Genomic DNA, 24,366 nt, shown 5'->3' with positions numbered 1-24,366 from the left:
CAGGGGCGCCTTTCGGGGGCGCAGCGGATCAGCCGCGGGCAGCGATGGCCTGGGCTGCGGCCAGGGCCGTCATGTTGACCACGCGGCGCACGGTGGCGGAGGGGGTCAGCACATGGGCTGCGGCTGCACCGCCCAGCAGGATGGGGCCGATGGTCGTGCCGTGGCCGCCCGTGGTCTTGAGCACGTTGAACAGGATGTTCGCGGCGTCCAGGTTGGGGCAGATCAGCACGTTGGCCTCGCCGTGCAGCGAGGATTCGAGCAGGGCGCGGTCGCGGATGGCTTCGGACAGGGCGGAGTCGCCGTGCATTTCGCCGTCGCATTCCACGTCGGGGTTGGCGGCGGCAAACAGGTCGCGCGCGGCGCGCATCTTCAGCGCCGAGGGGCGGCTGGACGAGCCGTAGTTGCTGTGCGACAGGAAGGCCACCTTGGGCGGCAGGCCGAAGCGGGCCACTTCCTCGGCCGCCAGGCGGGCGATGTCGGCCAGCTCGGTGGCGTTGGGCGCCTCGTTGATGTAGGTGTCGGCGATGAACAGCGTGCCGCTGTCCAGCATCACGGCGTTGACGGTGGCGAACTCGCCGGCGCCTTGCTTGAGGCCGAGCACGTCGCGCACATGGGCCAGGTGGCTGTCGAACTTGCCGACCAGGCCGCAGAGCATGGCGTCGGCATCGCCCAGGTGGACCATGAGCGCTGCGATCAGCGTGTTGGAGCGGCGCACGGCGGCCTTGGCGGTCTCGGGCGTGACGCCGTTGCGGCCCATCAGGCGGTGGTAGGTTTCCCAGTACTGGCGGAAGCGCGGATCGTCCTCGGGGTTGCAGATCTCCACGTCCTTGCCCAGCACCAGGCGCAGGCCGGCCTTGGCGATGCGGGCCTCGATCACGGCGGGGCGGCCGATCAGGATGGGCTTGGCCAGGCCGTCATCGACGGCGACCTGGGCGGCGCGCAGCACGCGCTCGTCTTCGCCTTCGGCATAGGCCACGCGCTGCTGGTTGGCCTTGGCGGCGGCGAACACCGGACGCATGAACATGCTGGTCTGGTAGACGAAGCGGGTCAGGCTCTCGCGGTAGGCGTCGTAGTCGGCGATGGGGCGGGTGGCGACACCGGACTCTTCGGCAGCCTTGGCCACGGCCGGCGCGATGCGCAGGATCAGGCGGGTGTCGAAGGGCGTGGGGATCAGGTAGTCGGGGCCGAACTTCAGCTCCTTGCCCTGGTAGGCGGCGGCGACTTCATCGCTGACGTCCTGCTTGGCCAGTGCGGCGATTTCGCGCACGCAGGCCAGCTTCATGGCTTCGGTGATCTTGGTGGCGCCGCAGTCCAGCGCGCCACGGAAGATGTAGGGGAAGCACAGGACGTTGTTGACCTGGTTGGGGTAGTCCGAACGGCCCGTGGCCATGATGCAGTCCGGGCGCACGGCCTTGGCCAGCTCGGGGCGGATCTCGGGTTCGGGGTTGGCCAGGGCCAGGATGATGGGCTTGTCGGCCATGGTCTTGACCATGTCGGCAGTGAGCACGCCGGGAGCCGAGCAGCCCAGGAAGACGTCGGCGTCCTTGACGGCGTCGGCCAGGGTGCGGGCGTCCGTCTTTTGCGCGTACTGGGCCTTGGAGGCGTCCAGGCCACCGGGGCGGCCTTCGTAGATCACGCCCTTGGAGTCGCACATGAAGACGTTTTCGCGCTTGACGCCCAGTCCCACCATCACGTTCACGCAGGCGATGGCGGCGGCGCCGGCGCCGGAGACGGCGATCTTGACGTTGCCGATCTGCTTGTCCACCAGCTCCAGCCCGTTGAGCAGGGCGGCGCTGGAGATGATGGCCGTGCCGTGCTGGTCGTCATGGAACACGGGGATGTTCATGCGCTTGGACAGCTCCTGCTCGATGTAGAAGCACTCGGGCGCCTTGATGTCCTCGAGGTTGATGCCGCCCAGCGTGGGTTCGAGCGAGGCGATGATCTCGATCAGCTTGTCCGGATCGCGCTCGGCCAGTTCGATGTCGAACACGTCGACGCCGGCGAACTTCTTGAACAGGCAGCCCTTGCCTTCCATCACCGGCTTGCCGGCCAGCGGGCCGATGTCACCCAGGCCCAGCACGGCCGTGCCGTTGGTGATGACGCCGACCAGGTTGCCGCGCGCCGTGTATTCGGCGGCCAGCGAGGGGTCGGCCTGGATGTCCAGGCAGGGGTAGGCCACGCCGGGCGAATAGGCCAGCGACAGGTCGCGCTGGTTGGACAAGGGCTTGGTGGGCGTGACGGAGATCTTGCCCTTGTTGGGGCTGCGATGGTATTCGCGGGCTGCGTCGCGCAGGGCTTGTTCGGCGTTGGACAGGTTTTGGGTCATACAGGAATTCTCTGCAAATGCTCTCGGAGCTTACCGGATAGCTACAGCCTATGAGGGTCAGGACAGTTTTGCCTCAGGGATTTCGACAACAAGCCCCCTGGCGCCTATGGACGGCAGGGGGCGCACGGCCCGGCGGGTAGGCCGGGCGGTTGTTGGGCGTGCCCGCCAGGGCGGGCACTGTTTCATCAGTGGGCGTCTGCCTGGCGTGCGGCCCGGACGGCAGCAGAGGTGTCGCTGCTGGCTCCGTTGAAGAAAATGTTCAATGCCACCGCGGTAATCGAGGCCAGCAGGATACCGGATTCGATCAACGGATGAATGCCGTGGGGCATCCATTGGCGGAAATTCGGCGCCACCAGCGGAATCATGCCCACGCCGATGGACACGGCGACGATCATGGCGTTGTTGCGGTTGGTCTGGAAATCCACGTTGCTCAGGATGCGGATGCCGGTGGAGGCCACCATGCCGAACATCACCAGGCCCGCGCCGCCCAGCACCACGGTGGGCAGGGACTCGACCAGGGCGCCCATCTTGGGCAGCACGCCCAGCACGATCAGGATCACGCCGCCGGCCACGCAGACCCAGCGGCTCTTGACGCCGGTGACGGCGACCAGGCCCACGTTCTGCGAGAAGCTGGTGTAGGGGAAGGTGTTGAAGATGCCGCCGATCAGCGTGCCCAGGCCGTCGGTGCGCAGGCCGCGGGTCAGCTCGTCCTGGCTGATCTTGCGATCGGTCATGTCGCCCAGGGCCAGGAACATGCCGGTGGACTCGATCATCACCACCACCATCACCAGGCTCATGGTCAGGATGAGGATGGGGTCGAACACCGGCGTGGCGATTTCGAAGGGCAGCACCATCGTGAACCATTCGGCCTTGGCGACCTTGCTGAAGTCCATCAGGCCCATGGCCACGGACAGCACGCCGCCGATCAGGATGCCCATGAGCACCGAGACGTTGGCCAGGAAGCCCTTGGCAAAGCGCGCGATCAGCAGGATGGACAGCAGCACGATGGCCGAGATGCCCACGCCGGTCAGGTCGCCGTACTTGGGGTTGGGAATGGTGGGCACGACCGCGAAGCCCTTGGGCACGGGCGGCAGCGAGGAGCCCGGCGCGCCGGCCGTGGCCTGGGCGTCGGCCAGCCATTTCAGGTGCTCGGGGTTGGGCACGCTGGGCGCGGTGGGGCCGACGGGGTTGCCGAAGATCCAGTTCACGCCCACGCGCATCAGGCTGATGCCGATGACGGCAATGATGGTGCCGGTCACCACGGGCGGGAAAAAGCGCAGCATGCGGCTGATCAGCGGGGCGATGAGGATGGATACGATCCCCGCCCCGATCACCGAGCCGAAGATCAGCCCCGCCCCCGCCGAGCCGCCCGTGGTCTGCGCCATGGACACCATGGGCGCCACGCTGGCGAAGGTCACGCCCATCATCACGGGCAGCTTGATGCCGAACCACTGGGTCGCGCCCATGGCCTGGATCAGCGTGATCAGGCCGCAGCAAAACAGGTCGGCCGAGATCAGGTGGGCCACCTGCTCGGGCGGCAGGTTGAGTGCGCGGCCGACGATCAGGGGCACGGCCACGGCGCCCGCATACATCACGAGAACGTGCTGCAGGCCCAGCGCCGTGAGCTTGCCTGCGGGCAGCATCTCATCGACGGGATGAACGGAAGATTGCATGGGGATTTGTCTCCTCGGGATTTATGGGAACGGACGCCGGCGTGACAGGGTTTGGCACCAACATCCATACAAAAAGTGTATACAGATCATGGGAAATTTCTGCTCCCGGTAAACCCTGTTGCGGCAGTCGCGCCAACCCGTTTTGGTGCGCATCGCCTGCCAGGGCGGGAGTGCCATGGTGCATTGCAAGATGGATGCCAGCCGCCAGGCAAGCGCCAGGCACCGTGCTGGTGCCTGGCGGCCGCTGTGGCGCGGCTCGGGCGTGGGTCGGGCGCGGCTCGGGTGCACGGCATGGGCTGCGGAGGTGCACGCGCCCCGATGCGGTGCCCGGACGCAAAAAAGCCCGGCGGCGCCGGGCTTGGGGGTCAGGCCTTGATGCGGGCCGTCAGGCGGTCAGGCCGTCAGGTCGCACAGCATGCGCGCGATGACCTTGGTGGCGCGGCGCAGGTCCTCCAGCACCAGGCGCTCGTCGGCGCGCTTGGCATGGGACTCCAGCACGGTGCGCGGGCCGGCGCCGTAGATCACGCCGGGAATGCCGCGCTCCACGTACAGGCGCACGTCGGTGTACAGCGGCGTGCCCACGGCCGGGGGCTTTTCGCCGAAGACGGCTTCGCCATGGGCCTGGATGGCGTCCACCAGGGGCTTGTTGCCGGCCAGCGGCGTCATGGCATTGGCCAGCAGCAGGCGCTTGATGTCCACGCGCACGGCATCCTCGCCCGTGTAGCCGCCCTTGGCGTTGAAGTCGGCAATGGCCTGGGCAATGACGGCGCGGATGCTGGCCTCGACCTCGGCGGGGTTCTCCTCGGGGATCATGCGGCGGTCGATCTTGAGCACGACCTTGCCGGGCACCACGTTGGTGTTGGTGCCGCCTTCGATGCGGCCGATGTTCAGGTAGGGGTGCTTGATGCCCGGCACCTTGGAGGTCACCTGCTGGTACTTGGTGTTCTCGGCGTACAGCGCGTTCATCAGCACCACGGCGGCCTGCAGCGCGTCCACGCCCGTGTGGGGCACGGCGGCATGGGCCATCTTGCCCTGCACGGTCACTTCCATCTGCAGGCAGCCGTTGTGGGCGGTGACGACTTCGTAGCTGAAGCCGGCCGCGACCATCAGGTCGGGTTGGGTGAGGTTGTTGGCCAGCAGCCAGCCGGGGCCCAGAATGCCGCCGAATTCCTCGTCGTAGGTGAAGTGCAGTTCCACCGCGCCCTTGGAGGGCTTGGCCACGGCTTCGAGCGCACGCACGGCGTAGGTGAAGGTGGCGAAGTCGCTCTTGCTCACGGCGGCGGCGCGGCCGTAGAGCTTGCCGTCCTCGATGGCGGCGCCATAGGGGTCCTGGGTCCAGCCCTCGCCGGGCGGCACCACGTCGCCGTGGGCGTTCAGCGCAATGGTCAGGCCGCCGCCGGCGTCACCTGCGCTGCCATAGGGACGGCGCACGATCAGGTTGGTGATGGATTCCATGCCGTAGGCCTTGACCTCGGCCTCGGGCACGGTGTGCTTCTCGGCCTCGTAGCCGAAGGTCTTGAGCAGCTCGGCCGTGCGCTCGGCGTGGGGGGCGTTGTTGCCGGGCGGGGTGTCGGTCGGAACCTGGACCAGGGCCTGCAGGAATTGCACCTCTTCATCGAAATGCTGGTCGATCCAGGCGTCCAGGGCGGCGTAGGTGGCTTGCTTGTCTTGGTTCATGTTGGTCATTGCTGCTCTTGGGCCAGTTGGTTCAGTACGTGGGAGAAGGCATCAACGGACAGTTGCATGTCGTCGGCGGTGGAGCTTTCCAGCGGGTTGTGGCTGATGCCGGCGTTCAGGCCGCGTACGAACAGCATGGCCTGGGGCATGATTTCATGCAGCTTCATGGCGTCGTGGCCGGCGCCGCTGGGCATGCGGTACAGGGGCACGCCCAGGGCGTCCACGGCGGCTTCCCAGCGCTGCTGCCATTCGGGGGCGCTGGGGGCGGCGGCGGCCTTCATGGCCAGCTCGGTGCTGTAGCGCAGGCCACGGCGCTGGGCGATGGCCTCGATCTCGGCCAGGATGTCGGCCACCATGGCGTCGCGCTGCTCGTTGGTGGGCGCGCGCAGGTCCAGGCTGAACTGGCAGCGGCCGGGAACCACGTTGACCGAGCCGCTGGGCACATTGAGCTGGCCCATGGTGGCCACCGAGGTGCCGTCGCGCGCGGCGCGCTTTTCGATGTACAGCGCCAGCTCGGCCACGCCGCAGGCGGCATCGCGGCGGCGGTCCATGGGCGTGGTGCCGGCGTGGCTGGCCATGCCGATCATCTCGCAGATGTAGCGCGCGCTGCCGTTGATGGAGGTGACGATGCCCAGCGGGATGTCCAGCTCGTTGAGCACCGGGCCCTGTTCGATGTGCACCTCGATGAAGCCCAGGTAGCGGGCCGGATCGCGCTGCAGCTTCGGAATGTCGTCAATGCACAGGCCGGCATGCTGCATGGCCTCGCGCAGGGTGATGCCGTCGGCATCCTTTTGCTCCAGCCATTCCTGCCTGAAGTCGCCGATCAGCGCGCCCGAGCCCAGGAAGGTGGCCTTGTAGCGCTGGCCTTCCTCTTCCGCAAAGCCCACGACCTCGATGTGGAACGGCAGGCGCCTGCCCTGGCGGTGCAGCTCGCGCACGCAGGCCATGGGCACGAAGATGCCCAGGCGGCCGTCGTACTTGCCGCCGTTGCGCACGGTGTCGTAGTGGCTGCCGGTCAGCAGGGTCTTGGCATCGTCGGTGGCCGCCTTGTAGCGGCCCACGACGTTGCCCACGGCGTCGATCTCTACCTCGTCGAAGCCGCAGTCGCGCATCCAGTGGCTGATGCGCTGGGCGCAGGCGCGGTGGGCATCGGTGAGGTAGGTGACGGTGAGCTGGCCCTTTTCGGCATAGCCGGGGTCGCTGTGCTGGGCCAGCTTTTCCTGCCAGTCCCAGACATCGTTACCCAGCTCGGGCGTGTAGCCGAACTTGTCGTTCAGGCGGATCTCGGCAATGCGGTGGATGTTGCGCAGCGCCTCGCCCAGCTCGAAGTCGGGGTGGTTGTGCAGGCGGCGCTCGAAGGTCTCGATGATCTCGGCCTTGGTCAGGCCCGCGCCGCGCGGACCGCGCACGGCCAGGATGAAGGGAAAGCCGAAGCGCTTGCCGTACTCGGCGTTGAGCTTGCGGATGTGCTCCAGCTCCTCGGGCGTGCAGCGGGTCAGGCCGGCCTTGTTCTGCTCGTTGGTGGATTCGGCCGTGAGCGTGTTGGTCTCCATGGCCTTGCCGGCCAGCTCCGGGTGGGCGCGGATCAGGTCGAGCTTGGCCTGCACCGGCGCCTTGTCCAGCACCTGGGCCATGGCGTACTTGATCTGTGCCAGCGAGCGGAAGGGGCGCCGGGCCAGCGCGGCCTCGGCAATCCAGGGCGAGTGTTCGTACAGGCCGTCGAGCAGACCGGTGGCGGTGGCCAGGTCGGCGGCATTGAGTTGTTCCAGCGTCAGAGCCATGCTGCGTTATTCCTTGTCGGGATGGTGGTGCGCCCAGTGGCGCGCGAGGTCGATGCGGCGGCAGACCCAGACCTTGTCGTGCCGCTGGATGTGGTCCAGAAAGCGCTGCAGTGCCGTGATGCGGCCGGGGCGGCCCAGCAGGCGGCAGTGCATGCCAATGCTCATCATCTTGGGGGAGTCATCGCCGGCCGGATCGCCCTCGGCGTAGAGGGCGTCGAACGTGTCCTTCAGGTATTGGAAGAACGGGTCGGCGTGCGAGTAGCCCTGGGGCAGGGCGAAGCGCATGTCGTTGCAGTCCAGCGTGTAGGGCACGATGAGCTGGCTGCGGGTGCTGCCGTCGCTCCTGCCGACCTTCATCCAGAAGGGCAGGTCGTCGCCGTAGTAGTCGCTGTCATAGGCGAAGCGGCCGTCGTCGGCCACCAGGCGGTGGGTGTTGGGGCTGTCGCGGCCCGTGTACCAGCCCAGGCCGTGGTCGCCATCGTGGCCATACAGCTCGCCGAAGATCTCCATGCACTGGCGCATGTGCTCGCGCTCGACCTCGGCGGGAATGTTCTGGTAGTGGATCCACTTGAGGCCGTGGCAGGCCACTTCATGGCCCAGCTCGTCGAAGGCCTGGGCCAGCTCGCGGTGCTTTTGCAGGGCCGTGGCCACGCCGAACACGGTCAGCGGCAGGCCGCGCTTCTCGAACTCGCGCAGGATGCGCCAGACACCGGCGCGCGAGCCGTACTCGTAGATGCCTTCCATGCTCATGTGGCGCTCGGGGTAGGCGGCCGGATTGAACATTTCGGACAGGAACTGCTCGCTGGCGGCATCGCCGTGCAGCACGCAGTTCTCGCCGCCCTCTTCGTAGTTGAGGACGAATTGCACGGCCACGCGGGCCTGGCCGGGCCAGCGGGCGTGGGGGGGCGTGCGACCGTAGCCGATCAGGTCGCGGGGATAGGGGGCAGTGGCGTCGTAGGTCATGCGGATACGGAGGAAAGGGCCATCGAAAGATCGCTGGTCGGCATGTCGCGGTCGAAGGTCAGGCCGGCTTCCACGTGGTCCAGGTGCTGCTGCATAAGCTGCACGGCGTGGTCGGCGTCGCCGCCGGCCAGGGCCGTGACGATTTCGGCATGCTCGTCATGGGAGTGCTCGGCGGCCGTGCTGGACTGGTACATCAGCGTGATCAGCGCGCAGCGCGAGATCAGTTCGCCCAGCAGCTGGGCCAGCACCTCGTTGCCCATGAGCTCGGCCATGCGCACGTGGAAGTCGCCCAGCAGCTCGGTACGCTGGCCGACGTCGTTGCCGTCCATGGCCTTTTTCTCGGCCGCCACGTGCTGCCGCAGCGCGCGGATCTTGGCCGGCGTGCTCTGGGCGATGAAGGCGCGCACCATCTCGGCTTCGAGCATGCGGCGCACGGCGAAGACCTGGCGCGCCTCGTCCACCGAGGGCGTGGCCACGAAGGCCCCGCGCGCGGGTTCGAGCCGGATCAGGCGGTTTTGCGACAGCTGGAACAGCGCCTGGCGCACCAGGGTGCGCGAGACGCCGAAATGGTCTGCCAATTTCTGCTCGGCCAGCTTGGTGCCGGGCAGAAGACGGTGTTCGACGATGGCCCGGGTCAGGCTCTCGACAATGAAACTGGTGGTGGAAGTCTCCATTCAGCCATCATAGCGGCTGGTCACAAGAGTTGTATACAGTTTCTGTCTACTGCTTATTGGCGTTTCCCCGCATACGGCATGCCTTTTCAGAAACCGGGCGCGGCCGTATCGAAGTGCCGTGCCAGGTGCTCCACAAAGCGCTGCACGCGCTGGGTTGCCGCATGCCGCTGCGGATAGACCACATGGATGTCGGCCGGCGCCGTGGCATGGTCGGCCAGCACCTGCACCAGGCGGCCGCTGCGCAGGTAGCGGGCGACATCCCATTCGGCGCGCATGACGATGCCCAGGCCGGCCAGGGCCCAGCCCACGGCGATCTCGCCATCGTTAGTGCTCAGGCTGTCGCGCAGGCGGATGGCCTCGGTCTTGCGGCCGGGGCCGTTGTGGGTGAAGCGCCAGACGCCGTGGGTGTCGTCGCCCTGGCGGATGTCGATGCAGTCGTGCTGCATCAGCTCGCGCGGGGTGGCCGGCGTGCCGCGCCGCGCCAGGTAGGCGGCAGACGCGCACAGCAGCCGCCGGTTGGGCGCCAGGCGCCGCGCGATGATGCGCGCGTCCGGCGGCTCGCCAAAGCGTATGCACAGGTCGAAGCTGTCATCCACCAACGGCGGCGGCGAGGCCGACAGCTGCAGCTGCACCTGGATCTGCGGGTGCCTGCGCACGAAGCTGGCGATCAGCGGCGCGATATGGCTGCGTCCGAATCCCAGCGTGGCATTGATGCGCAGCAGGCCCTGCGGCTGCCCGGGCATGCCGGCCACGGCCTGCTCCATGGCGGCAATGTCGTCCAGGATGCGCCGCGCATGGGCCAGGTAGGTCTGGCCCTCGTCGGTCAGGCCCAGGCGCCGCGTCGTGCGGCTGACCAGTTGCACGCCCAGCCGCGCCTCCATCTGGGACAGGCGCTTGCTGGCCGCCGGCGTGGTGATGCCCAGCTCGCGGGCCGTGGCCGACAGGCTGGCGCTGCGGGCCAGCAGGCAGAAGAAGGCCATCTCCGATGGCGCTGAGACGGGTGTGCTCATTGTTGAATCAAAGTGAACGATGCCATCACTCTAGAGGCGCGCGCGGCGTTGTTCCATCGATAGATTCACGGACTAGGCCATGGAACCGCATGGCGCTTCATCCACCGCAATCCAAGGAGCCCTCATGAAAAAGACATACCGCATAGCCTGCATTCCCGGCGATGGCATCGGCAAGGAAGTGGTGCCCGCAGGGCAGGAGGTGCTGCAGGCGCTGGCCGAAACCCAGCCCGGCCTGGGCTTTGCCTTCACCAGTTTCGGCTGGGGCGGCGACTGGTACCGCGCGCACGGCGAGATGATGCCGGCCGACGGGCTGGACGCGCTGCGCGGCCAGGATGCCATCCTGTTCGGCTCGGCCGGCGACCCGCATATTCCCGACCATGTCACGCTGTGGGGCCTGCGCCTGAAGATCTGCCAGGGGTTCGATCAGTACGCCAATGTGCGGCCCACGCGCATCCTGCCCGGCATCGATGCGCCGCTCAAGCGCTGCGCACGCGAGGATCTGGACTGGGTCATCGTGCGCGAGAACTCCGAAGGCGAATACGCGGGCGTGGGCGGCCGCGCCCACCAGGGCCATCCCATCGAGGTGGCCACCGACGTGAGCATGATGACCCGTGCGGGCGTGGAGCGCATCATGCGCTTTGCCTTCCGCCTGGCGCAGTCGCGGCCGCGCAAGCTGCTGACGGTGATCACCAAGTCCAACGCCCAGCGCCACGCCATGGTGATGTGGGACGAGATTGCGGTGCAGGTGGCCGCCGAGTTCCCCGACGTGCGCTGGGACAAGGAGCTGGTGGACGCGGCCACGGCGCGCATGGTCAACCGCCCGGCCTCGCTGGACACCCTGGTCGCCACCAACCTGCATGCCGACATCCTCAGCGACCTGGCGGCCGCGCTGGCCGGCAGCCTGGGCATTGCGCCCACGGGCAACATCGATCCGGAGCGCCGCTACCCCAGCATGTTCGAGCCCATCCACGGATCGGCCTTCGACATCATGGGCCAGGGCCTGGCCAACCCCGTGGGCACCTTCTGGAGCTGCGTGATGCTGCTGGAGCACCTGGGCGAGCACCGCGCCGCGCAGCGCCTGATGCAGGCCGTGGAGCAGGTGACGGCCGATGCCTCGCTGCACACGCGTGACCTGGGCGGCAAGGCCACCACGAGGCAGGTCACCGACGCGGTCTGCACTCGGCTGCGCGCGCAGACCGCCGAGGTCCAGGCCGAGCCCGTGCCTGCCTGAGCGCGCGCTGCATGGTCCGATAACCCACAAAAGAACAGACAGGAGACAAGCCATGAACCGCATCACCAGGGTTGCCGCCGCGTGCGCGCTGGCCGCCGCCGCCATTCCAGCTGCCATGTCTTCGGCCTGGGCCCAGGCCTGGCCGGCGCGCCCCGTCAACCTCATCGTGCCGTTTCCCGCAGGCGGCACCACCGACGTGCTGGCACGTGCGCTGGGCCAGGAGCTGTCCAAGAGTCTGGGCCAGCCCGTGGTCGTGGAAAACCGCCCCGGCGCGGGCGCCACCCTGGGCGCCGACCATGTGGCCAAGGCGAAACCTGACGGCTACACCCTGCTCATGGGCGCCGTGCACCACACCATTGCCACCAGCGTCTACCGCAGGCTGGGCTATGACTTCCAGAAGGACCTGGCGCCCATCACCGTGGTGGCCGTGGTCCCCAATGTGCTGGTGGTCAATCCGCAGGTGCCCGCCAAAACCGTGCAGGAGCTGCTGGCCCAGGCCCGGGCCCAGCCCGGCAAACTGGCCTATGGCTCCAACGGCGCGGGCACGGGCCAGCACCTGATCGGCGCGCAGTTCGAGTCCATGGGCGGCGTGGAACTGCTGCACGTGCCCTACAAGGGCAGCGGGCCGCTGACCACGGACCTGCTGGGCGGGCAGATCGCCATGTCCTTCGATACCGTCACGCCCGTGCTGCCCCACATCAAGGCCGGCAAGCTGCGCGCGCTGGCCGTGACCACTGCCAGGCGCTCGGTGGCCCTGCCCGATGTGCCCACGCTGGACGAGGCTGGGCTCAAGGGCTTCGACATGGGCACTTGGTTCGGCGTGCTGGCACCGGCCGCCACGCCCCGCGAGGTACTGGCGCGGCTGGGAGCGGACATGAACCGCATCATCGAGTCGCCGCAGTTCCGCAGGAAGATGGAAGAGATAGGCGCCGAGCCCATCGGCGGATCGCCCGAGCAGATGGCGCGCCAGATCCGCGACGACACCGACCGCTTCGCCAGGCTGGTCAAGGACGCCAAGGTGGCCCTGGATTGAGTTGGGTTGGCACGAGGAACGAGGCCGGGCGAATCAGTTGTGACTTGACCGCATGCCACCGCCGGTGCAGGAAATTCCATAATGCCCGGCGGAGACAACACACCATGACCAGCACCACGGACCTGCACCTCACCGATCCCCAAGCCTTTCTGCTCGACCTCTACCGCGCTGCGGTCAAGGATGCGCAGCCCCTGTACAGCATGGCCCAATGCCTGCCAAAGCCTCCCAAGGGCCGCACCTTGGTGCTGGGCGCGGGCAAGGCCGGCGGCTCCATGGCCCAGGCGCTGGAGGCGCTGTGGCCAGCGGACGCGCCGCTGTCCGGCCTCGTGGTCACGCGCTACCACCACATCCCGCCGCGCCCCGAAGGCCTGGCGCAGCGCATCGAAGTGGTCGAGGCCGCCCACCCCGTGCCCGATGCGGCAGGCCTGGCCGCCGCCGAACGCATCCTCGCGCTGACCGAAGGGCTGACCGAGGACGACCTCGTGCTGTGCCTGATCTCGGGCGGCGGCTCGGCCCTGCTGACCCTGCCGGCCGAAGGCATCGACCTGGAGGAAAAGCAACGCATCAACCGCGCCCTGCTGGAAAGCGGAGCCGCCATCGGCGAGATGAACTGCGTGCGCAAGCACCTGTCGCGCATCAAGGGCGGGCGCCTGGGCGCGGCCTGCGCACCCGCGCGCGTGGTCACGCTGACCATCAGCGACGTGCCGGGCGACGACCCCTCCATCATCGCCAGCGGCCCCACCGTGCCCGATGCCAGCAGCTGCGCCGACGCGCTGGCCATCCTCGCGCGCTACCGCATCGACGTGCCCGAATCCGTGCGCCGCGCGCTGGAGGCGGGCGAGCTGGAAACACCCAAGCCCGGCGACGCGCGCTTCGACGGCCACGAGGTCCACATGATCGCCACGCCCCAGCACTCGCTGGAGGCGGCCGCACGCGTGGCCGAGGCCGCAGGCCTGCGCACCCATGTGCTGTCCGACGAGATCGAGGGCGAATCGCGCGAAGTCGCCAAGGTCCACGCCGCCCTGGCGCGCGCCGTGGCCCGCCACGGCCAGCCGTTTGCAAAGCCCTGCGTGATCCTGTCCGGCGGCGAGACCACGGTCACCATCCGGCAGCGCCCGGCTGGCACGCCCAAGGGACGCGGCGGCCGCGCGGGCGAGTTCTGCATGGGCCTGGCCCAGGCCCTGCAGGGGCAGGACAAGGTCTGGGCGCTGGCGGCCGATACCGATGGCATCGATGGCGTGGAGGACAACGCGGGCGCGCGCGTGTCACCGGATACGTTGGCGCGGGCCCAGGCCCAGGGCATGCGGATTGCCGAGTACCTGGATCGCAATGATGCGTATGGGTTCTTTGATGCGCTGGGGGATCTGGTGGTGACCGGGCCCACGCATACCAACGTGAATGACTTCCGGGCGATTCTGGTTCTCTGAGAAGGTCCGGGTCGTAGCCATTAGGGGCGTTGGCGTTCGCTTTTACCTTTTCTGGCTATGGCCGAAGTCGGCGGTCTCCCCGGCGTTCAGGCAGTTCTGAACATGGTTCATGACTGACTGAATGCCGACTTTCTGCGCCTCGGGATGGCCCGGCATCTGCGAGGCCAGGTGGGTCGCTGCTGCATGCACGGTCTTGTATGCCGCTTCCAGCTCGGGATGCTCGCTCAACGCTTCCCGCTCGTTCAGTTGCTCAAAGGCCACTGCGCGGCTCGGACGTACTGCGTCGCGCAGCAAGTCGGGCAGGGCCGGATGGGCTTTCAGCCTGTCCTGCGTGCGCAGGATTTTTCGCATGGTATTTTCGTGCTGGACGTGCGGCTTCGCCAGCTCGTTCACGCTGCGGTCGCGTGCGATATAGAGAAGATCACGCCCAGTCTCACTGTGTCCGAATCGTGACCAATCGACCTCATATCCAGCTTCCCTGGCGAGCTGCCTGGTGAAGGTGCGAAGCGTACGGCTGTTGCCATCGCTGAATGGATGGGCGTAGTCCAACTCGATGTACATCCTGGCAAGCCGTGCCGTGAATTCAGCGGTCTTCAAGCCGTGCAGCTCGTCGGGGCTGGCTTCTTCGAGGGCCTTGTCGAGTCTGGCCATGGCCGCGTCGTCCATGCGTGAATAGACGACATGGAAAGTGCCTCCCATGGTCGATAGGCCGCGCTGCTTCATCCAGTCCTGGCCATGGGGCACCTGTGTTCTGAATTCGCCAGGCGTGACCTCGTGGAAGCCGGCGTCCGGCAAGTCCTGGAAGATGCGATGGTGGACTGCCTTCAGGTGGGCAGCGTCGAAGCTGCCGCGCACAGGCTCCAGCTCCAGCTCGACAAGCCGTTTGAATGTGTGATCGGCTTCGAGTTGCTGACGCTGCGCTGCAGTCAACGTGCTCGCGGATGCAGGCGGGACTTCATCGCGCATTGACCTTCACCTGGACGAAATCGGCAAGCTGGATATCACCCCGGATAAATTGGCGTGCGCCGGTCTCAGCAGCTTCGGAAGGCGTGAAGCCTTCCAGTCCGATGGACGCGCGGGCGAAGTTGACGGCTGCTTCGCGCCGACGTTTCTCCGTTGCGGAAATGGCGGCGTTCACAGGGCCGCTGACGCGCTCACGCGACTGGTTGACATAGGCGCGCATCAACTCGCGCAGCACCTGTGCTGCGGGGCGGTTTTCCAGCAAGGCAGCGTCGGCAAACTCCGAGCGCAGTTCGGGCTCGACACGAAATGTCATTTGCACTTCTTTGGACATGGCGGTCACCTCGCAAGACGGAAATCAGACATGCCGTTCGGGCGGCATTCTTCTCAATGTACATACATTGCATTCCCAATGCGCAGCGCCTGGCCTCATGCCCCGCGCGGCAGCGTCTCCCACCACTCGGCATCGAACCGCCCCTGCAGGAAGGCGATGAAGGACTGCACCTTCTGCGGCACCAGGCGCGGCGAGGGGTAGACGGCGTGGATTTCCTGCTCGGGCAGGCGGCAGGTCTTGAGGACTTCGACCACGCGGCCGGCTTCCAGGGAGTCATGGGCCACGTAGCGGGGCAGGGCGGCGATGCCCATGTGCGAGCGTGAGGCCGCCAGCAGGGCCGAGAGGTTGTTGGAGCGCAGCCGGCCCGTGACCGCCACCGAGACCGGTTCTCCGCTGGCGTTGCGCAGACGCCAGATGTCGTTGCCCTGCACGCTGCTGTAGATCAGCGTGGCATGTTCCTTGAGGTCGGAGGGGCGGCGCGGCGTGCCGCGCTTGCGCAGGTAGGTGGGCGAGGCCACCAGCACCCAGGGGTTCACGCCCAGCGTGCGTGCGCCCAGGCTGGAGTCGGCCAGCTTGCCCAGGCGCAGGGCCACGTCGATGCCGTTGGCCACCAGGTCGGTGTAGCGATCCTCGAAGCTGAGGTCGACCTGCACCTGGGGGTTGTGCGCCATGAATTCCAACGCCAGCGGTATCAGCACGCGTCGGCCAAAGGCCACCGAGCTGCCAATGCGCAGCTGGCCCTGCACCTGGGTCTGGCGCACCTGGACCACCTTGTCGGCCTCGGCCACGTCGTTGACGATGGCCTTGCATTTCTCGTAGTACAGCGCGCCCGCTTCGGTCAGGCTCACGCCGCGCGTGTTGCGGTTGAGCAGGCGCACCTTCAGGCGCGCTTCCATGGCTGCGATCTGCTTGGTGACCGTGGGCTGGGTGGTGGCGAATTCGTGCGCGACCTTGGTGAAGCTGCTGGTCTCCACCACGCGCACGAACATGTGCATGGCATCGAGTCTGTCCATGGCGCTGTCTCCTTTTTCATTGGTAGTTATTCCTGCACGGAATAAATTTTATGGTCTGCGCAGGCGTTCCGCCAATCGGCCTGTCTGCCTAGAGTTGACTCCAATTTGAAGGAGACCTCCCATGGCAAAAATGAAAGCAATCGAAGCCGCAGTCCGCGTGCTGGAAAAAGAAGGCGTGACCGTCGCATTCGGCGTTCCCGGTGCCGCCATCAACCCGCTGTACGCAGCGCTCAAGGACCATGGCGGCATCGGCCACATCCTGGCGCGCCACGTCGAAGGCGCAAGCCACATGGCCGAGGGCTACACCCGCGCCGTGGCCGGCAACATCGGCGTGTGCATCGGCACCAGCGGCCCGGCCGGCACGGACATGATCACGGGCCTGTACTCGGCCAGCGCGGATTCGATTCCGATTCTCTGCATCACCGGCCAGGCGCCGCGCTCGCGTCTGCACAAGGAAGATTTCCAGGCCGTGGACATTGCCTCCATCGCCAAGACCGTGACCAAGTGGGCCACCACGGTGCTGGAGCCGGCCCAGGTGCCGCGCGCCTTCCAGCAGGCCTTCCACCTGATGCGCTCGGGCCGCCCCGGCCCCGTGCTGATCGACCTGCCCATCGACGTGCAGCTGGCCGAGATCGAGTTCGATATCGACACCTACGAGCCCCTGCCTGTCTACAAGCCGGCTGCCACGCGCAAGCAGGTGGAAAAGGCCATCGCCATGCTCAACGAGTCCGAGCGTCCGCTGCTGGTCTCGGGCGGCGGCGTGATCAATGCCGACGCTTCCGAGCTGCTGGTGGAGTTTGCCGAGCTGCTGGACGTGCCCGTGATTCCCACCCTGATGGGCTGGGGCACCATCCCTGACGACCACCGCCTGATGGCCGGCATGTGCGGCCTGCAGACCAGCCACCGCTACGGCAATGCCACCATGCTGGCCTCCGATTTCGTGCTGGGCATCGGCAACCGCTGGGCCAACCGCCACACGGGCTCGGTCGAGGTCTACACCAAGGGCCGCAAGTTCGTGCATGTGGACATCGAGCCCACGCAGATCGGCCGCGTGTTCGCGCCCGACTACGGCATCGTCTCGGACGCGGGCGCTGCGCTGCAGCTTTTCGTGGAGGTGGCGCGCGAGTGGAAGGCGGCCGGCCGCCTGAAGGACCGCAGCGGCTGGGTGGCCGAATGCCAGGCCCGCAAGAACAATGTGGAGTACCTGCGCAAGACCAATTTCGACAACGTGCCCATGAAGCCGCAGCGCGTCTACCAGTGCATGAACCGCAGCCTGGACAAGGACACCTGCTATGTCTCCACCATCGGCCTGTCGCAGATTGCCGGCGCGCAGTTCCTGCATGTCTACAAGCCGCGCAACTGGATCAACTGCGGCCAGGCCGGCCCGCTGGGCTGGACCGTGCCGGCCGCCCTGGGCGTGCGCGTGGCCGACCCGGCCCGCAAGATCGTGGCGCTGTCGGGCGACTATGACTTCCAGTTCATGATCGAGGAGCTGGCCGTGGGCGCGCAGTTCAAGCTGCCCTACATCCATGTGCTGGTCAACAACAGCTACCTGGGCCTGATCCGCCAGGCGCAGCGCGCCTTCTCCATCGACTACTGCGTGCAACTGGCCTTCGACAACATCAATGTCGACGACAAGGAAGAGTCCAAGGGCTATGGCGTGGACCACGTCAAGGTGGTCGAGGGCCTGGGCTGCAAGGCCATCCGCGTGCACCGTCCCGAGGACTTCGCGCCCGCCATGCAACAGGCCGAGGCCTGGATGGCAGAGCACCGCACGCCGGTCGTCGTCGAGGTCATCCTGGAGCGCGTGACCAACATCTCCATGGGCGCCGAGATCGACAACGTGATCGAGTTCGAGGACCTGGCCGCAGCGCCGGCCGACGTGCCCAGCGCGCTTGCACTGCTGGATTGACCGGCCCGCCACGGCACATCGCACGGCATTGCACTGCACTGCTTTTTCTATCGGCGGGGCACCCTGCGTGCCCTGCCGCTCCCAACCCACCAAACGACTACCGGAGACTTCTGACATGCCCCGTTTTGCTGCCAACCTCAGCATGCTGTTCACCGAGGTGCCCTTCCTCGACCGCTTCGAGCGCGCGGCGCGCGCTGGCTTCGAGGCCGTGGAATTCCTGTTTCCCTACGCCCATACGGTCGAAGAGATCAAGGAGCGCGTGGACGCCCACGGCCTGCAGATCGTGCTGCACAACCTGCCGGCCGGCGACTGGGATGCAGGCGAGCGCGGCATTGCCTGCCACCCCGACCGCGTGGACGAGTTCCGCGCCGGCGTGGCCAAGGCCGTGACCTATGGCCATGCGCTGGGCGTGCCCCAGCTCAACTGCCTGGCCGGCAAGGCGCCTGCCGGTGCCGATGCCGCGCTGCTGCGCCGCACCTTCGTGGACAACCTGCGCTTTGCCGCTTCGGCGCTGAGCGCGGCCAATCTGCGCCTGCTGATCGAGCCCATCAACCCCTTCGACATTCCCGGCTTCTACCTGAACCGCACTGACGAGGCCCTGTCCATCCTCGATGAGGTGGGTGCGCCCAACGCCTTCGTGCAGTACGACATCTACCACGCCCAGCGCACCGAGGGCGAACTGGCGGCCACGCTGCAAAAGCACCTGGCGCGCATCGGCCACGTGCAGCTGGCCGACAACCCGGGCCGCAACGAGCCGGGCACGGGCGAGATCAACTACCCCTTCCTGTTCGCGCACCTGGACCGCATTGGCTACCAGGGCTGGGTGGGCTGCGAGTACAAGCCCGCGCGCGATACCGAATCGGGCCTTGGCTGGCTGGACGCCCACACCAGCGTGCGCGCGGCAGTCGCCGCCTGAGCGCCGCCGGAGTTTTTTCTCAGCTTTTCAAAAACGACAAGGAGTACACAGCATGAATGCATCCTCTCTCAAGCTTGGTTTCGTGGGCCTGGGCATCATGGGCGCGCCCATGGCGGGCCACCTGCTCACGGCAGGCCACCAGCTGTTCGTGAACACCCTGGGCAAGATCCCCGCGCAGATCGCCGAGAGCAGCGCCACCCAGTGCACCACGGCGCGCGGCGTGGCCGAGCGGGCCGACATCATCTTCCTGATGCTGCCCGACACGCCCGATGTCGAGAAGGTGCTGTTCGGCGAGGACGGCGTGGCCGCCGGCCTCAAGGGCAGCAGCGGCAAGGTGGTGGTGGACATGAGCTCCATCTCGCCCGTGGCCACCAAGGACTTCGCTCGCCGCATCGAGGCCATCGGCGCCCAGTACCTGGATGCGCCGGTCTCCGGCGGCGAGGTTGGCGCCAAGAACGCAACGCTGTCCATCATGGTCGGCGGCCCGGAGGACGTGTTCGCGCGCGTCAAGCCGCTGTTCGAGCGCATGGGCAAGAACATCACCCTGGTGGGCGGCAACGGCGACGGCCAGACCGCCAAGGTGGCCAACCAGATCATCGTGGCGCTGAACATCGAGGCCGTGGCCGAGGCCCTGCTGTTCGCGTCGCGCGCCGGTGCCGACCCGGCCCGCGTGCGCGAGGCGCTGCTGGGCGGCTTTGCCTCGTCCAAGATCCTGGAAGTGCATGCCGAGCGCATGATCAAGCGCACGTTCGACCCGGGCTTCCGCATCTCGCTGCACCAGAAGGACCTGAACCTGGCCCTGAGCAGCGCGCGCCAGCTCGGCGTGTCCCTGCCCAACACCGCCCAGGCGCAGGAGCTGTTCAACAGCTGCGTGGCCCACGGCGGCGCGAACTGGGACCACTCGGGCATGGTGCGTGCACTGGAGATCCAGGCCAACTTCGAAGTGGGCCAGAAGGTCCAGGACTGATGGCCGGCCTTTGAGACAACGATTGGTGGGAGGGCGGCCTTGCGCCGCCCTGTTGTGAAAAGCCGCGCTCGGCAACGGGCGCGGCTTTTTCTTGCTTCAATAGCCCAGTGTCTGCCCGTCGGGGTTGCGCGGGTCGGAGGCGCCGTAGAGCATGCCGTCGCGCAGCTCGATGGTCTGCGTGCGGCCCATCGACGCCTTCACGGCAACGTTGTGGCCGCGCGACTTGAGCAGGGCCACGGTGTCGGGGCTGATGCCCTTTTCCACGCGCAGCTCATCGGGCGTCCACTGGTGGTGAAAGCGCGGCGTGGCGGCGGCCTCGGCCGGGTTCATGCCGAAGTCGATGGTGTTGACCACGGTCTGCAGCACGGTGGTGATGATGCGTGCGCCGCCGGGGCTGCCGGTGACCAGCACGGGCTTGCCGCCCTTGAGCACCATGGTCGGCGTCATCGACGACAGCGGGCGCTTGCCTGCGGCCACCGCATTGGCATCGCCGCCGACCAGGCCGTAGGCGTTGGCCACTCCGGGCTTGGCCGAGAAATCGTCCATCTCGTTGTTGAGCAGGATGCCCGTGCCCTTGGCCACGATGCCGCTGCCGAAGTTGGTGTTCAGCGTATAGGTCACGGCCACGGCGTTGCCCGCCTTGTCCACCACCGAGTAGTGCGTGGTCTGGTCGCTCTCGTAGGGCTGGGGCTTGCCGGGCTGGGTGTCCTTGCCGGCGCGCGCCTGGTAGGGGTCGATGCCGGCGGCCAGTGCCTCGGCATAGCGCTTGGAGGTCAGGCCCTTGAGCGGCACGGTCACGAAGTCGGGATCACCCAGATATTCGGCACGGTCGGCATAGGCCAGCTTCATGCTTTCCGCCATGTAGTGGATGCTCTGCGCGCTGTTGACGCCCCACTGGTTCATGGGCCAGCGTTCCATCATGTTGAGGATCTGGATCAGGTGGGCGCCGCCGGAGGACGGTGGCGGCATGGTCACGATCTCGTAGCCGCGGTAGGTGCCGCGCAGCGGCTCGCGCTCGGCGACCTTGTAGCTCTTGAGGTCCTGCAGCGAGAGGGCGCCTGCATGCGGCGCCATCTCGGCCGCGATCTTGCGGGCGATGGAGCCTTCGTAGAACACCTTGGAGCCCTGCTGGCCGATCAGGCGCAGCGACTGCGCCAGGTCCTTCTGCACCAGGCGGTCGCCGCGCTTGAGGGGTTCGCCGTTGCGCCAGAAGATGGCCTGGGTGGCGGGCCACTGGCCCATGTTCTTCTTTTCCTGTTCCAGGATCTTGGCCAGGGTCTCGCTGACCGTAAAGCCCTTGTCGGCCAGCTTTGCGGCCGGCGCAATCACCGTGGACAAAGGCAGCGATCCCCATTTCTTCAGCGCATGCTCCATGCCGGCCACGGTGCCGGGCACGCCCACGGCGTAGTGGGTGTAGAGCGATTTGCCGTCGATGACCTTTCCATCCGCACCCACGTACATGTCGCGCGTGGCCTTGGAGGGCGCGACCTCGCGGAAGTCCAGCGCAATGTTCTTGCCGCTCTTGGCGTCATGCACGACCATGAAGCCGCCGCCGCCGATGTTGCCTGCGTTGGGCAGGGCCACGGCCAGCGCAAAGCCCATGGCCACGGCGGCGTCCACCGCATTGCCGCCGGACTTCAGGATCTGCAGGCCGATGCGCGAGGCCAGCTCCTGCTCGCTGGCCACCATGCCGCTCCTGCCCACGACGGGATGGAACACATCCATGTCGAAGTCATAGGCGGCGCTGGCGGCCTGGGCCGCGTTGCTCTGCGTGATGGGCGCCGCTGCCGGGGCAGGCGCTGCGGCCACGGGTGCTGGCGCCGCCGAAGCCGCGGGCGGCTGCGTGCTGCTGCAGGCGGCCAGGCTGGCAATGGCCAGCGCCAGGCTGGTTGCAAGCAAGGGGGAGCGAAGTTGCATCGGTATCTCCTTGGCAGATGAAACAGTGGAACAGTGGAAAAAGAGCGCGAGTCCTGTGCCGCCCTGTGTGCGCCGGCCGGAGGGTCCTGCGGCCAGGGCGGTGGCGAACCACAGTGTAGAAGCATGGCGTCGGCAGCCTTCCCGCGCGCCGGCCCGGGCGCCGAAAGTGCGGGTATCTTCCTAGGCGTCGGCCGTGCAACGCCCTTCAAGGGCGTACAAAAACTGTATACACTTTGCGAATGCAGGGCAGGGCCGCGAGTGCTGTCGCGCGCCGCGCTCCGTGCATTGACCAACCAATGACAACCGGGCGGGCCAGCTCCCGCCGCACAGGAGATTTCCATGGGCCTGAGCACCCACGTCCTCGACACCATGAACGGCTGCCCCGCAGCCGGCATGGCTGTCGCGCTGTATTCCACCGATGGCGACCAGGCCACGCTGATCAAGAGCCTGGTGCTCAACCACGACGGCCGTACCGATGCGCCGCTGTTCGACAACAACAGCCTCAGGACCGGCACCTACCGCCTGACCTTCGACGTGGCGGCCTACTTCAAGGCCCGTGGCGTGCAACTGCCCGAGCCCAACTTCCTCAACAAGGTGAGCCTGGACTTCGGCGTGGCCCATACCGACCAGCACTACCACGTGCCCCTGCTGGTCAGCCCCTGGAGCTATTCCACGTACCGGGGCTCCTGAGCCCTGGACTGCAAGCGCAGGCTGTCGGGGGATGGCCTGGAGTGAAACCTGAAACGACGAACGGCCCGCATTGCGGGCCGTTGCTTTTGCTGCTTGAGCAAGAGGGCGGGCTACTTGCCCTTGGCGTGCCCCATGGCCACGACCAGGGCCGTGATGAAGAAGAAGGCCTGCAGCTCCAGCGCCCAGCCTCCCGAGCTGTGCAGCTGCATCACCTGGCCCGTGTGCACCAGCGCAAAGGCCACGACCATGTTGATCGCAATCACCAGCGCCGCAGGCACCACCCACAGGCCGACCAGCAGCAGCAGCGGCGCCACCACCTCACCCAGATAGACCGCATAGGCCAGCCAGCCCGGTGCGCCCGTGGACTCCACCATGCGCTCGATGCTGCCTATGCCGTAGCGCAGCTTGGCCCAGCCGTGAAAAAGCAACAGGACCGCGAGCGTGACGCGCAGCAGCACCATGGCTGCCTGGGGATGGTGAAAGTGGCTCCAGAACTTCATGAACTCCCTCGGTGTGGATGGGCCCGGTGGGCCGGGTGTTGCTGTGGGTGCATTCTGGCATCAGCGCACTTTCGGTGTCGGCTGTGGCAGCCCGGCACGGGATTTTCAGACATTTCCTGCGGGCCTGTAGTCCTATGGCGCAACTTGTGACATGTCTCATCACAAGTACCGCAAAGCGGCCTAGCATCGTCCCCAGCCTGTCTCGGAAACGGTTTGCGAGCACTGGAAGGGGTGCCCGGGACCGGGAGGCAAGGTGATCAATCCAATGAACCGATGGGGTCTCCCCAAAACGTCCAATCAAGAAAGGCAGGTTTTCCCATGCGTCAGTTTTCTTTGCGTACCGTCGTGATGGCCACTGCACTGGCGGCCGGCAGCATTGCCATGGTCGGCTGCACGACCACCAAGCCGGAAACCCAGTCCGCGCCGCGCGCTGATGCCACCACCGTCAATGCGCGCGCCAACGCTGCGCTGGAGCGGCTGTACCAGACGGCGCCAGGCTCCAAGGAAATGGTGGCCCGCTCCAAGGGCGTGCTGATCTTCCCCTCGGTGATCGGCGGCAGCTTCGTCATCGGTGTCGAGCATGGCCGCGGCGTGCTGCGCGTCGGCGGCCAGAACAAGGGCTTCTACAGCACCACGGGCGCCTCGGTGGGCTGGCAGGCAGGCGGCCAGTCCAAGGCTGTGATCTATGTGTTCAACACCCAGGAAGCGCTGGACAAGTTCCTGGCCAGCGACGGCTGGTCCGTGGGCGCGGATGCCACGGTGGCCGCAGGCAAGGTGGGCGCCAATGGCAGCGTGGACACCACGACCGCCCAGGGCCCCGTCACCAGCTATGTGCTGACCAACGCGGGCCTGGAAGCCGGCGTGTCGCTGCAGGGCTCGAAGATCACCAAGGTGGTCGAATGATCCCGGCCCTGAGGGGCCTTTGAACGAAACCGGCCTGCGGGCCGGTTTTCTTTTGTGCGAGCGGATCAGGCGCCGCCGGTTGCGCCGTCTTCACTGGCGGATTGCGGCGCAGCGGGCGCGAGCACGGCCTGCTCTATGCGTTCCAGGCGCTTTTCGATGCGCTCCACGGCTTCGGCGCTCATCTTGATGTCGTAGATGCTCACGGGCTCTTCGCATTCCAGCGAAGGGTCCGTCGAGGCCGACAGGCGGCCCAGCAGGGGGGCCTCGAACGTGGTCTGCAGCCGGGCCACGACTTCGGCGTTCATGGAACGGCCGGTGCGCTTGGCTGCCTCCTCGACGAGGTCCTTGAGTTCCTGCGGCAGGCGCAGCTTGTACTGAGGATCGGTCTGTTTCATCGCCGGCAATCATGGACCGGAAAGGTATTGACTGCAAGGGACCTGATAGGTATTGTTGCTTCGG

21 protein-coding genes are annotated in these 24,366 nt (G+C 67.0%); 8 read left to right on the top strand and 13 right to left on the bottom strand.

What is annotated here, in order from left to right:
* Positions 1-28: 28 nt before the first annotated feature.
* The 7 genes from U6958_RS26640 to U6958_RS26610 all read right to left on the bottom strand — a co-directional run bounded on the left by U6958_RS26640 (position 29) and on the right by U6958_RS26610 (position 10,104).
* Entirely contained in the window at positions 29-2,326 is a 2,298-nt protein-coding gene (locus tag U6958_RS26640; RefSeq protein ID WP_012204029.1) for an NADP-dependent malic enzyme, read from the bottom strand.
* A 185-nt stretch (positions 2,327-2,511) separates the two neighbouring features.
* Positions 2,512-3,999: a nucleobase:cation symporter-2 family protein gene (locus tag U6958_RS26635; RefSeq protein WP_016449790.1), complete on the bottom strand. Its 1,488-nt coding sequence runs from the start codon at positions 3,997-3,999 to the stop codon at positions 2,512-2,514.
* A 393-nt stretch (positions 4,000-4,392) separates the two neighbouring features.
* A complete protein-coding gene (locus U6958_RS26630) occupies positions 4,393-5,685 on the bottom strand; it encodes a M20/M25/M40 family metallo-hydrolase (protein ID WP_016449789.1) in 1,293 nt (430 codons plus the stop codon).
* Positions 5,682-7,457 carry a 2-oxo-4-hydroxy-4-carboxy-5-ureidoimidazoline decarboxylase gene (gene uraD / locus U6958_RS26625; RefSeq protein ID WP_074921625.1) on the bottom strand — a complete coding sequence of 592 codons (1,776 nt, stop codon included), beginning with the start codon at positions 7,455-7,457 and terminating at the stop codon, positions 5,682-5,684. Before uraD ends, U6958_RS26630 begins: the two co-directional genes overlap by 4 nt.
* A 6-nt stretch (positions 7,458-7,463) precedes the next feature.
* Complete coding sequence (gene puuE / locus U6958_RS26620) at positions 7,464-8,420, bottom strand: allantoinase PuuE (protein WP_013803714.1); 957 nt, start codon at positions 8,418-8,420, stop codon at positions 7,464-7,466.
* Entirely contained in the window at positions 8,417-9,094 is a 678-nt protein-coding gene (locus U6958_RS26615) for a GntR family transcriptional regulator (protein WP_012204034.1), read from the bottom strand. The genes puuE and U6958_RS26615 overlap by 4 nt, the downstream gene beginning before the upstream one ends.
* Positions 9,095-9,180: 86 nt before the next feature.
* Positions 9,181-10,104 carry a LysR family transcriptional regulator gene (locus U6958_RS26610; RefSeq protein ID WP_043823989.1) on the bottom strand — a complete coding sequence of 308 codons (924 nt, stop codon included), beginning with the start codon at positions 10,102-10,104 and terminating at the stop codon, positions 9,181-9,183.
* A gap of 124 nt (positions 10,105-10,228) precedes the next feature.
* Between U6958_RS26610 and U6958_RS26605 the strand changes: the two genes are divergently transcribed.
* From U6958_RS26605 to U6958_RS26595, 3 genes are all read left to right on the top strand, one after another.
* Positions 10,229-11,335 (top strand): tartrate dehydrogenase, encoded by a 1,107-nt coding sequence (locus tag U6958_RS26605; RefSeq protein WP_074921624.1) that lies wholly within the window; start codon positions 10,229-10,231, stop codon positions 11,333-11,335.
* Between the two features lie 52 nt (positions 11,336-11,387).
* Positions 11,388-12,368, top strand: coding sequence for a tripartite tricarboxylate transporter substrate binding protein (locus U6958_RS26600; protein ID WP_063326936.1), 981 nt, complete (start codon positions 11,388-11,390; stop codon positions 12,366-12,368).
* A gap of 104 nt (positions 12,369-12,472) precedes the next feature.
* Positions 12,473-13,795, top strand: a complete 1,323-nt coding sequence (locus U6958_RS26595; RefSeq protein WP_046240325.1) for a glycerate kinase — start codon at positions 12,473-12,475, stop codon at positions 13,793-13,795.
* Between the two features lie 42 nt (positions 13,796-13,837).
* Here the strand turns inward: U6958_RS26595 and U6958_RS26590 are convergent, their stop codons facing one another.
* From U6958_RS26590 to U6958_RS26580, 3 genes are all read right to left on the bottom strand, one after another.
* Positions 13,838-14,761 (bottom strand): Fic family protein, encoded by a 924-nt coding sequence (locus tag U6958_RS26590; protein ID WP_083393591.1) that lies wholly within the window; start codon positions 14,759-14,761, stop codon positions 13,838-13,840.
* On the bottom strand, positions 14,751-15,089 hold the full coding sequence (locus U6958_RS26585) for an antitoxin VbhA family protein (protein ID WP_227740815.1): 339 nt from the start codon (positions 15,087-15,089) through the stop codon (positions 14,751-14,753). Before U6958_RS26585 ends, U6958_RS26590 begins: the two co-directional genes overlap by 11 nt.
* A 95-nt stretch (positions 15,090-15,184) precedes the next feature.
* On the bottom strand, positions 15,185-16,102 hold the full coding sequence (locus U6958_RS26580) for a LysR family transcriptional regulator (RefSeq protein ID WP_013803709.1): 918 nt from the start codon (positions 16,100-16,102) through the stop codon (positions 15,185-15,187).
* A gap of 121 nt (positions 16,103-16,223) precedes the next feature.
* Here U6958_RS26580 and gcl point away from each other — a divergent pair, with 121 nt between their 5' ends.
* The 3 genes from gcl to glxR all read left to right on the top strand — a co-directional run bounded on the left by gcl (position 16,224) and on the right by glxR (position 19,897).
* Entirely contained in the window at positions 16,224-18,014 is a 1,791-nt protein-coding gene (gene gcl / locus U6958_RS26575) for a glyoxylate carboligase (protein WP_016449782.1), read from the top strand.
* A gap of 115 nt (positions 18,015-18,129) precedes the next feature.
* Complete coding sequence (gene hyi, locus U6958_RS26570; RefSeq protein ID WP_012204041.1) at positions 18,130-18,930, top strand: hydroxypyruvate isomerase; 801 nt, start codon at positions 18,130-18,132, stop codon at positions 18,928-18,930.
* Between the two features lie 52 nt (positions 18,931-18,982).
* Positions 18,983-19,897, top strand: a complete 915-nt coding sequence (glxR, locus tag U6958_RS26565) for a 2-hydroxy-3-oxopropionate reductase (RefSeq protein ID WP_043824000.1) — start codon at positions 18,983-18,985, stop codon at positions 19,895-19,897.
* A 96-nt stretch (positions 19,898-19,993) separates the two neighbouring features.
* On the opposite strand, the gene ggt is transcribed toward glxR, so the two are convergent.
* A complete protein-coding gene (gene ggt, locus U6958_RS26560; protein ID WP_074921622.1) occupies positions 19,994-21,814 on the bottom strand; it encodes a gamma-glutamyltransferase in 1,821 nt (606 codons plus the stop codon).
* A gap of 339 nt (positions 21,815-22,153) precedes the next feature.
* On the opposite strand from ggt, the gene uraH reads away from it, so the two are divergent.
* Complete coding sequence (uraH, locus tag U6958_RS26555; RefSeq protein WP_074921621.1) at positions 22,154-22,504, top strand: hydroxyisourate hydrolase; 351 nt, start codon at positions 22,154-22,156, stop codon at positions 22,502-22,504.
* A gap of 110 nt (positions 22,505-22,614) precedes the next feature.
* Here uraH and U6958_RS26550 read toward each other — a convergent pair whose 3' ends face one another.
* Complete coding sequence (locus U6958_RS26550) at positions 22,615-23,004, bottom strand: DoxX family protein (RefSeq protein WP_034391114.1); 390 nt, start codon at positions 23,002-23,004, stop codon at positions 22,615-22,617.
* Positions 23,005-23,322: 318 nt separating this feature from the next.
* Between U6958_RS26550 and U6958_RS26545 the strand changes: the two genes are divergently transcribed.
* Positions 23,323-23,907 (top strand): YSC84-related protein, encoded by a 585-nt coding sequence (locus U6958_RS26545; protein ID WP_074921620.1) that lies wholly within the window; start codon positions 23,323-23,325, stop codon positions 23,905-23,907.
* A gap of 65 nt (positions 23,908-23,972) precedes the next feature.
* Here the strand turns inward: U6958_RS26545 and U6958_RS26540 are convergent, their stop codons facing one another.
* The gene (locus U6958_RS26540) at positions 23,973-24,302 is read right to left on the bottom strand and encodes an Arc family DNA-binding protein (protein WP_016449775.1); all 330 of its coding nucleotides are present in this window, start codon (positions 24,300-24,302) and stop codon (positions 23,973-23,975) included.
* Positions 24,303-24,366 lie beyond the last annotated feature (64 nt).

The sequence above is a fragment of the Delftia lacustris genome, assembly GCF_040267515.1.
Taxonomy (GTDB): domain Bacteria; phylum Pseudomonadota; class Gammaproteobacteria; order Burkholderiales; family Burkholderiaceae_C; genus Comamonas; species Comamonas tsuruhatensis.
Note: the sequence above shows the minus strand (reverse complement) of the source record. Positions and strands in the feature narration are given on the sequence as shown.

Bases quoted from the DNA above. Each gene is read 5' to 3' on its own strand.
- U6958_RS26640 (WP_012204029.1), bottom strand. From the start codon at position 2,326: ATGACCCAAAACCTGTCCAACGCCGAACAAGCCCTGCGCGACGCAGCC.
- U6958_RS26635 (WP_016449790.1), bottom strand. From the start codon at position 3,999: ATGCAATCTTCCGTTCATCCCGTCGATGAGATGCTGCCCGCAGGCAAG.
- U6958_RS26630 (WP_016449789.1), bottom strand. From the start codon at position 5,685: ATGACCAACATGAACCAAGACAAGCAAGCCACCTACGCCGCCCTGGAC.
- uraD (WP_074921625.1), bottom strand. From the start codon at position 7,457: ATGGCTCTGACGCTGGAACAACTCAATGCCGCCGACCTGGCCACCGCC.
- puuE (WP_013803714.1), bottom strand. From the start codon at position 8,420: ATGACCTACGACGCCACTGCCCCCTATCCCCGCGACCTGATCGGCTAC.
- U6958_RS26615 (WP_012204034.1), bottom strand. From the start codon at position 9,094: ATGGAGACTTCCACCACCAGTTTCATTGTCGAGAGCCTGACCCGGGCC.
- U6958_RS26610 (WP_043823989.1), bottom strand. From the start codon at position 10,104: ATGAGCACACCCGTCTCAGCGCCATCGGAGATGGCCTTCTTCTGCCTG.
- U6958_RS26605 (WP_074921624.1), top strand. From the start codon at position 10,229: ATGAAAAAGACATACCGCATAGCCTGCATTCCCGGCGATGGCATCGGC.
- U6958_RS26600 (WP_063326936.1), top strand. From the start codon at position 11,388: ATGAACCGCATCACCAGGGTTGCCGCCGCGTGCGCGCTGGCCGCCGCC.
- U6958_RS26595 (WP_046240325.1), top strand. From the start codon at position 12,473: ATGACCAGCACCACGGACCTGCACCTCACCGATCCCCAAGCCTTTCTG.
- U6958_RS26590 (WP_083393591.1), bottom strand. From the start codon at position 14,761: ATGCGCGATGAAGTCCCGCCTGCATCCGCGAGCACGTTGACTGCAGCG.
- U6958_RS26585 (WP_227740815.1), bottom strand. From the start codon at position 15,089: ATGTCCAAAGAAGTGCAAATGACATTTCGTGTCGAGCCCGAACTGCGC.
- U6958_RS26580 (WP_013803709.1), bottom strand. From the start codon at position 16,102: ATGGACAGACTCGATGCCATGCACATGTTCGTGCGCGTGGTGGAGACC.
- gcl (WP_016449782.1), top strand. From the start codon at position 16,224: ATGGCAAAAATGAAAGCAATCGAAGCCGCAGTCCGCGTGCTGGAAAAA.
- hyi (WP_012204041.1), top strand. From the start codon at position 18,130: ATGCCCCGTTTTGCTGCCAACCTCAGCATGCTGTTCACCGAGGTGCCC.
- glxR (WP_043824000.1), top strand. From the start codon at position 18,983: ATGAATGCATCCTCTCTCAAGCTTGGTTTCGTGGGCCTGGGCATCATG.
- ggt (WP_074921622.1), bottom strand. From the start codon at position 21,814: ATGCAACTTCGCTCCCCCTTGCTTGCAACCAGCCTGGCGCTGGCCATT.
- uraH (WP_074921621.1), top strand. From the start codon at position 22,154: ATGGGCCTGAGCACCCACGTCCTCGACACCATGAACGGCTGCCCCGCA.
- U6958_RS26550 (WP_034391114.1), bottom strand. From the start codon at position 23,004: ATGAAGTTCTGGAGCCACTTTCACCATCCCCAGGCAGCCATGGTGCTG.
- U6958_RS26545 (WP_074921620.1), top strand. From the start codon at position 23,323: ATGCGTCAGTTTTCTTTGCGTACCGTCGTGATGGCCACTGCACTGGCG.
- U6958_RS26540 (WP_016449775.1), bottom strand. From the start codon at position 24,302: ATGAAACAGACCGATCCTCAGTACAAGCTGCGCCTGCCGCAGGAACTC.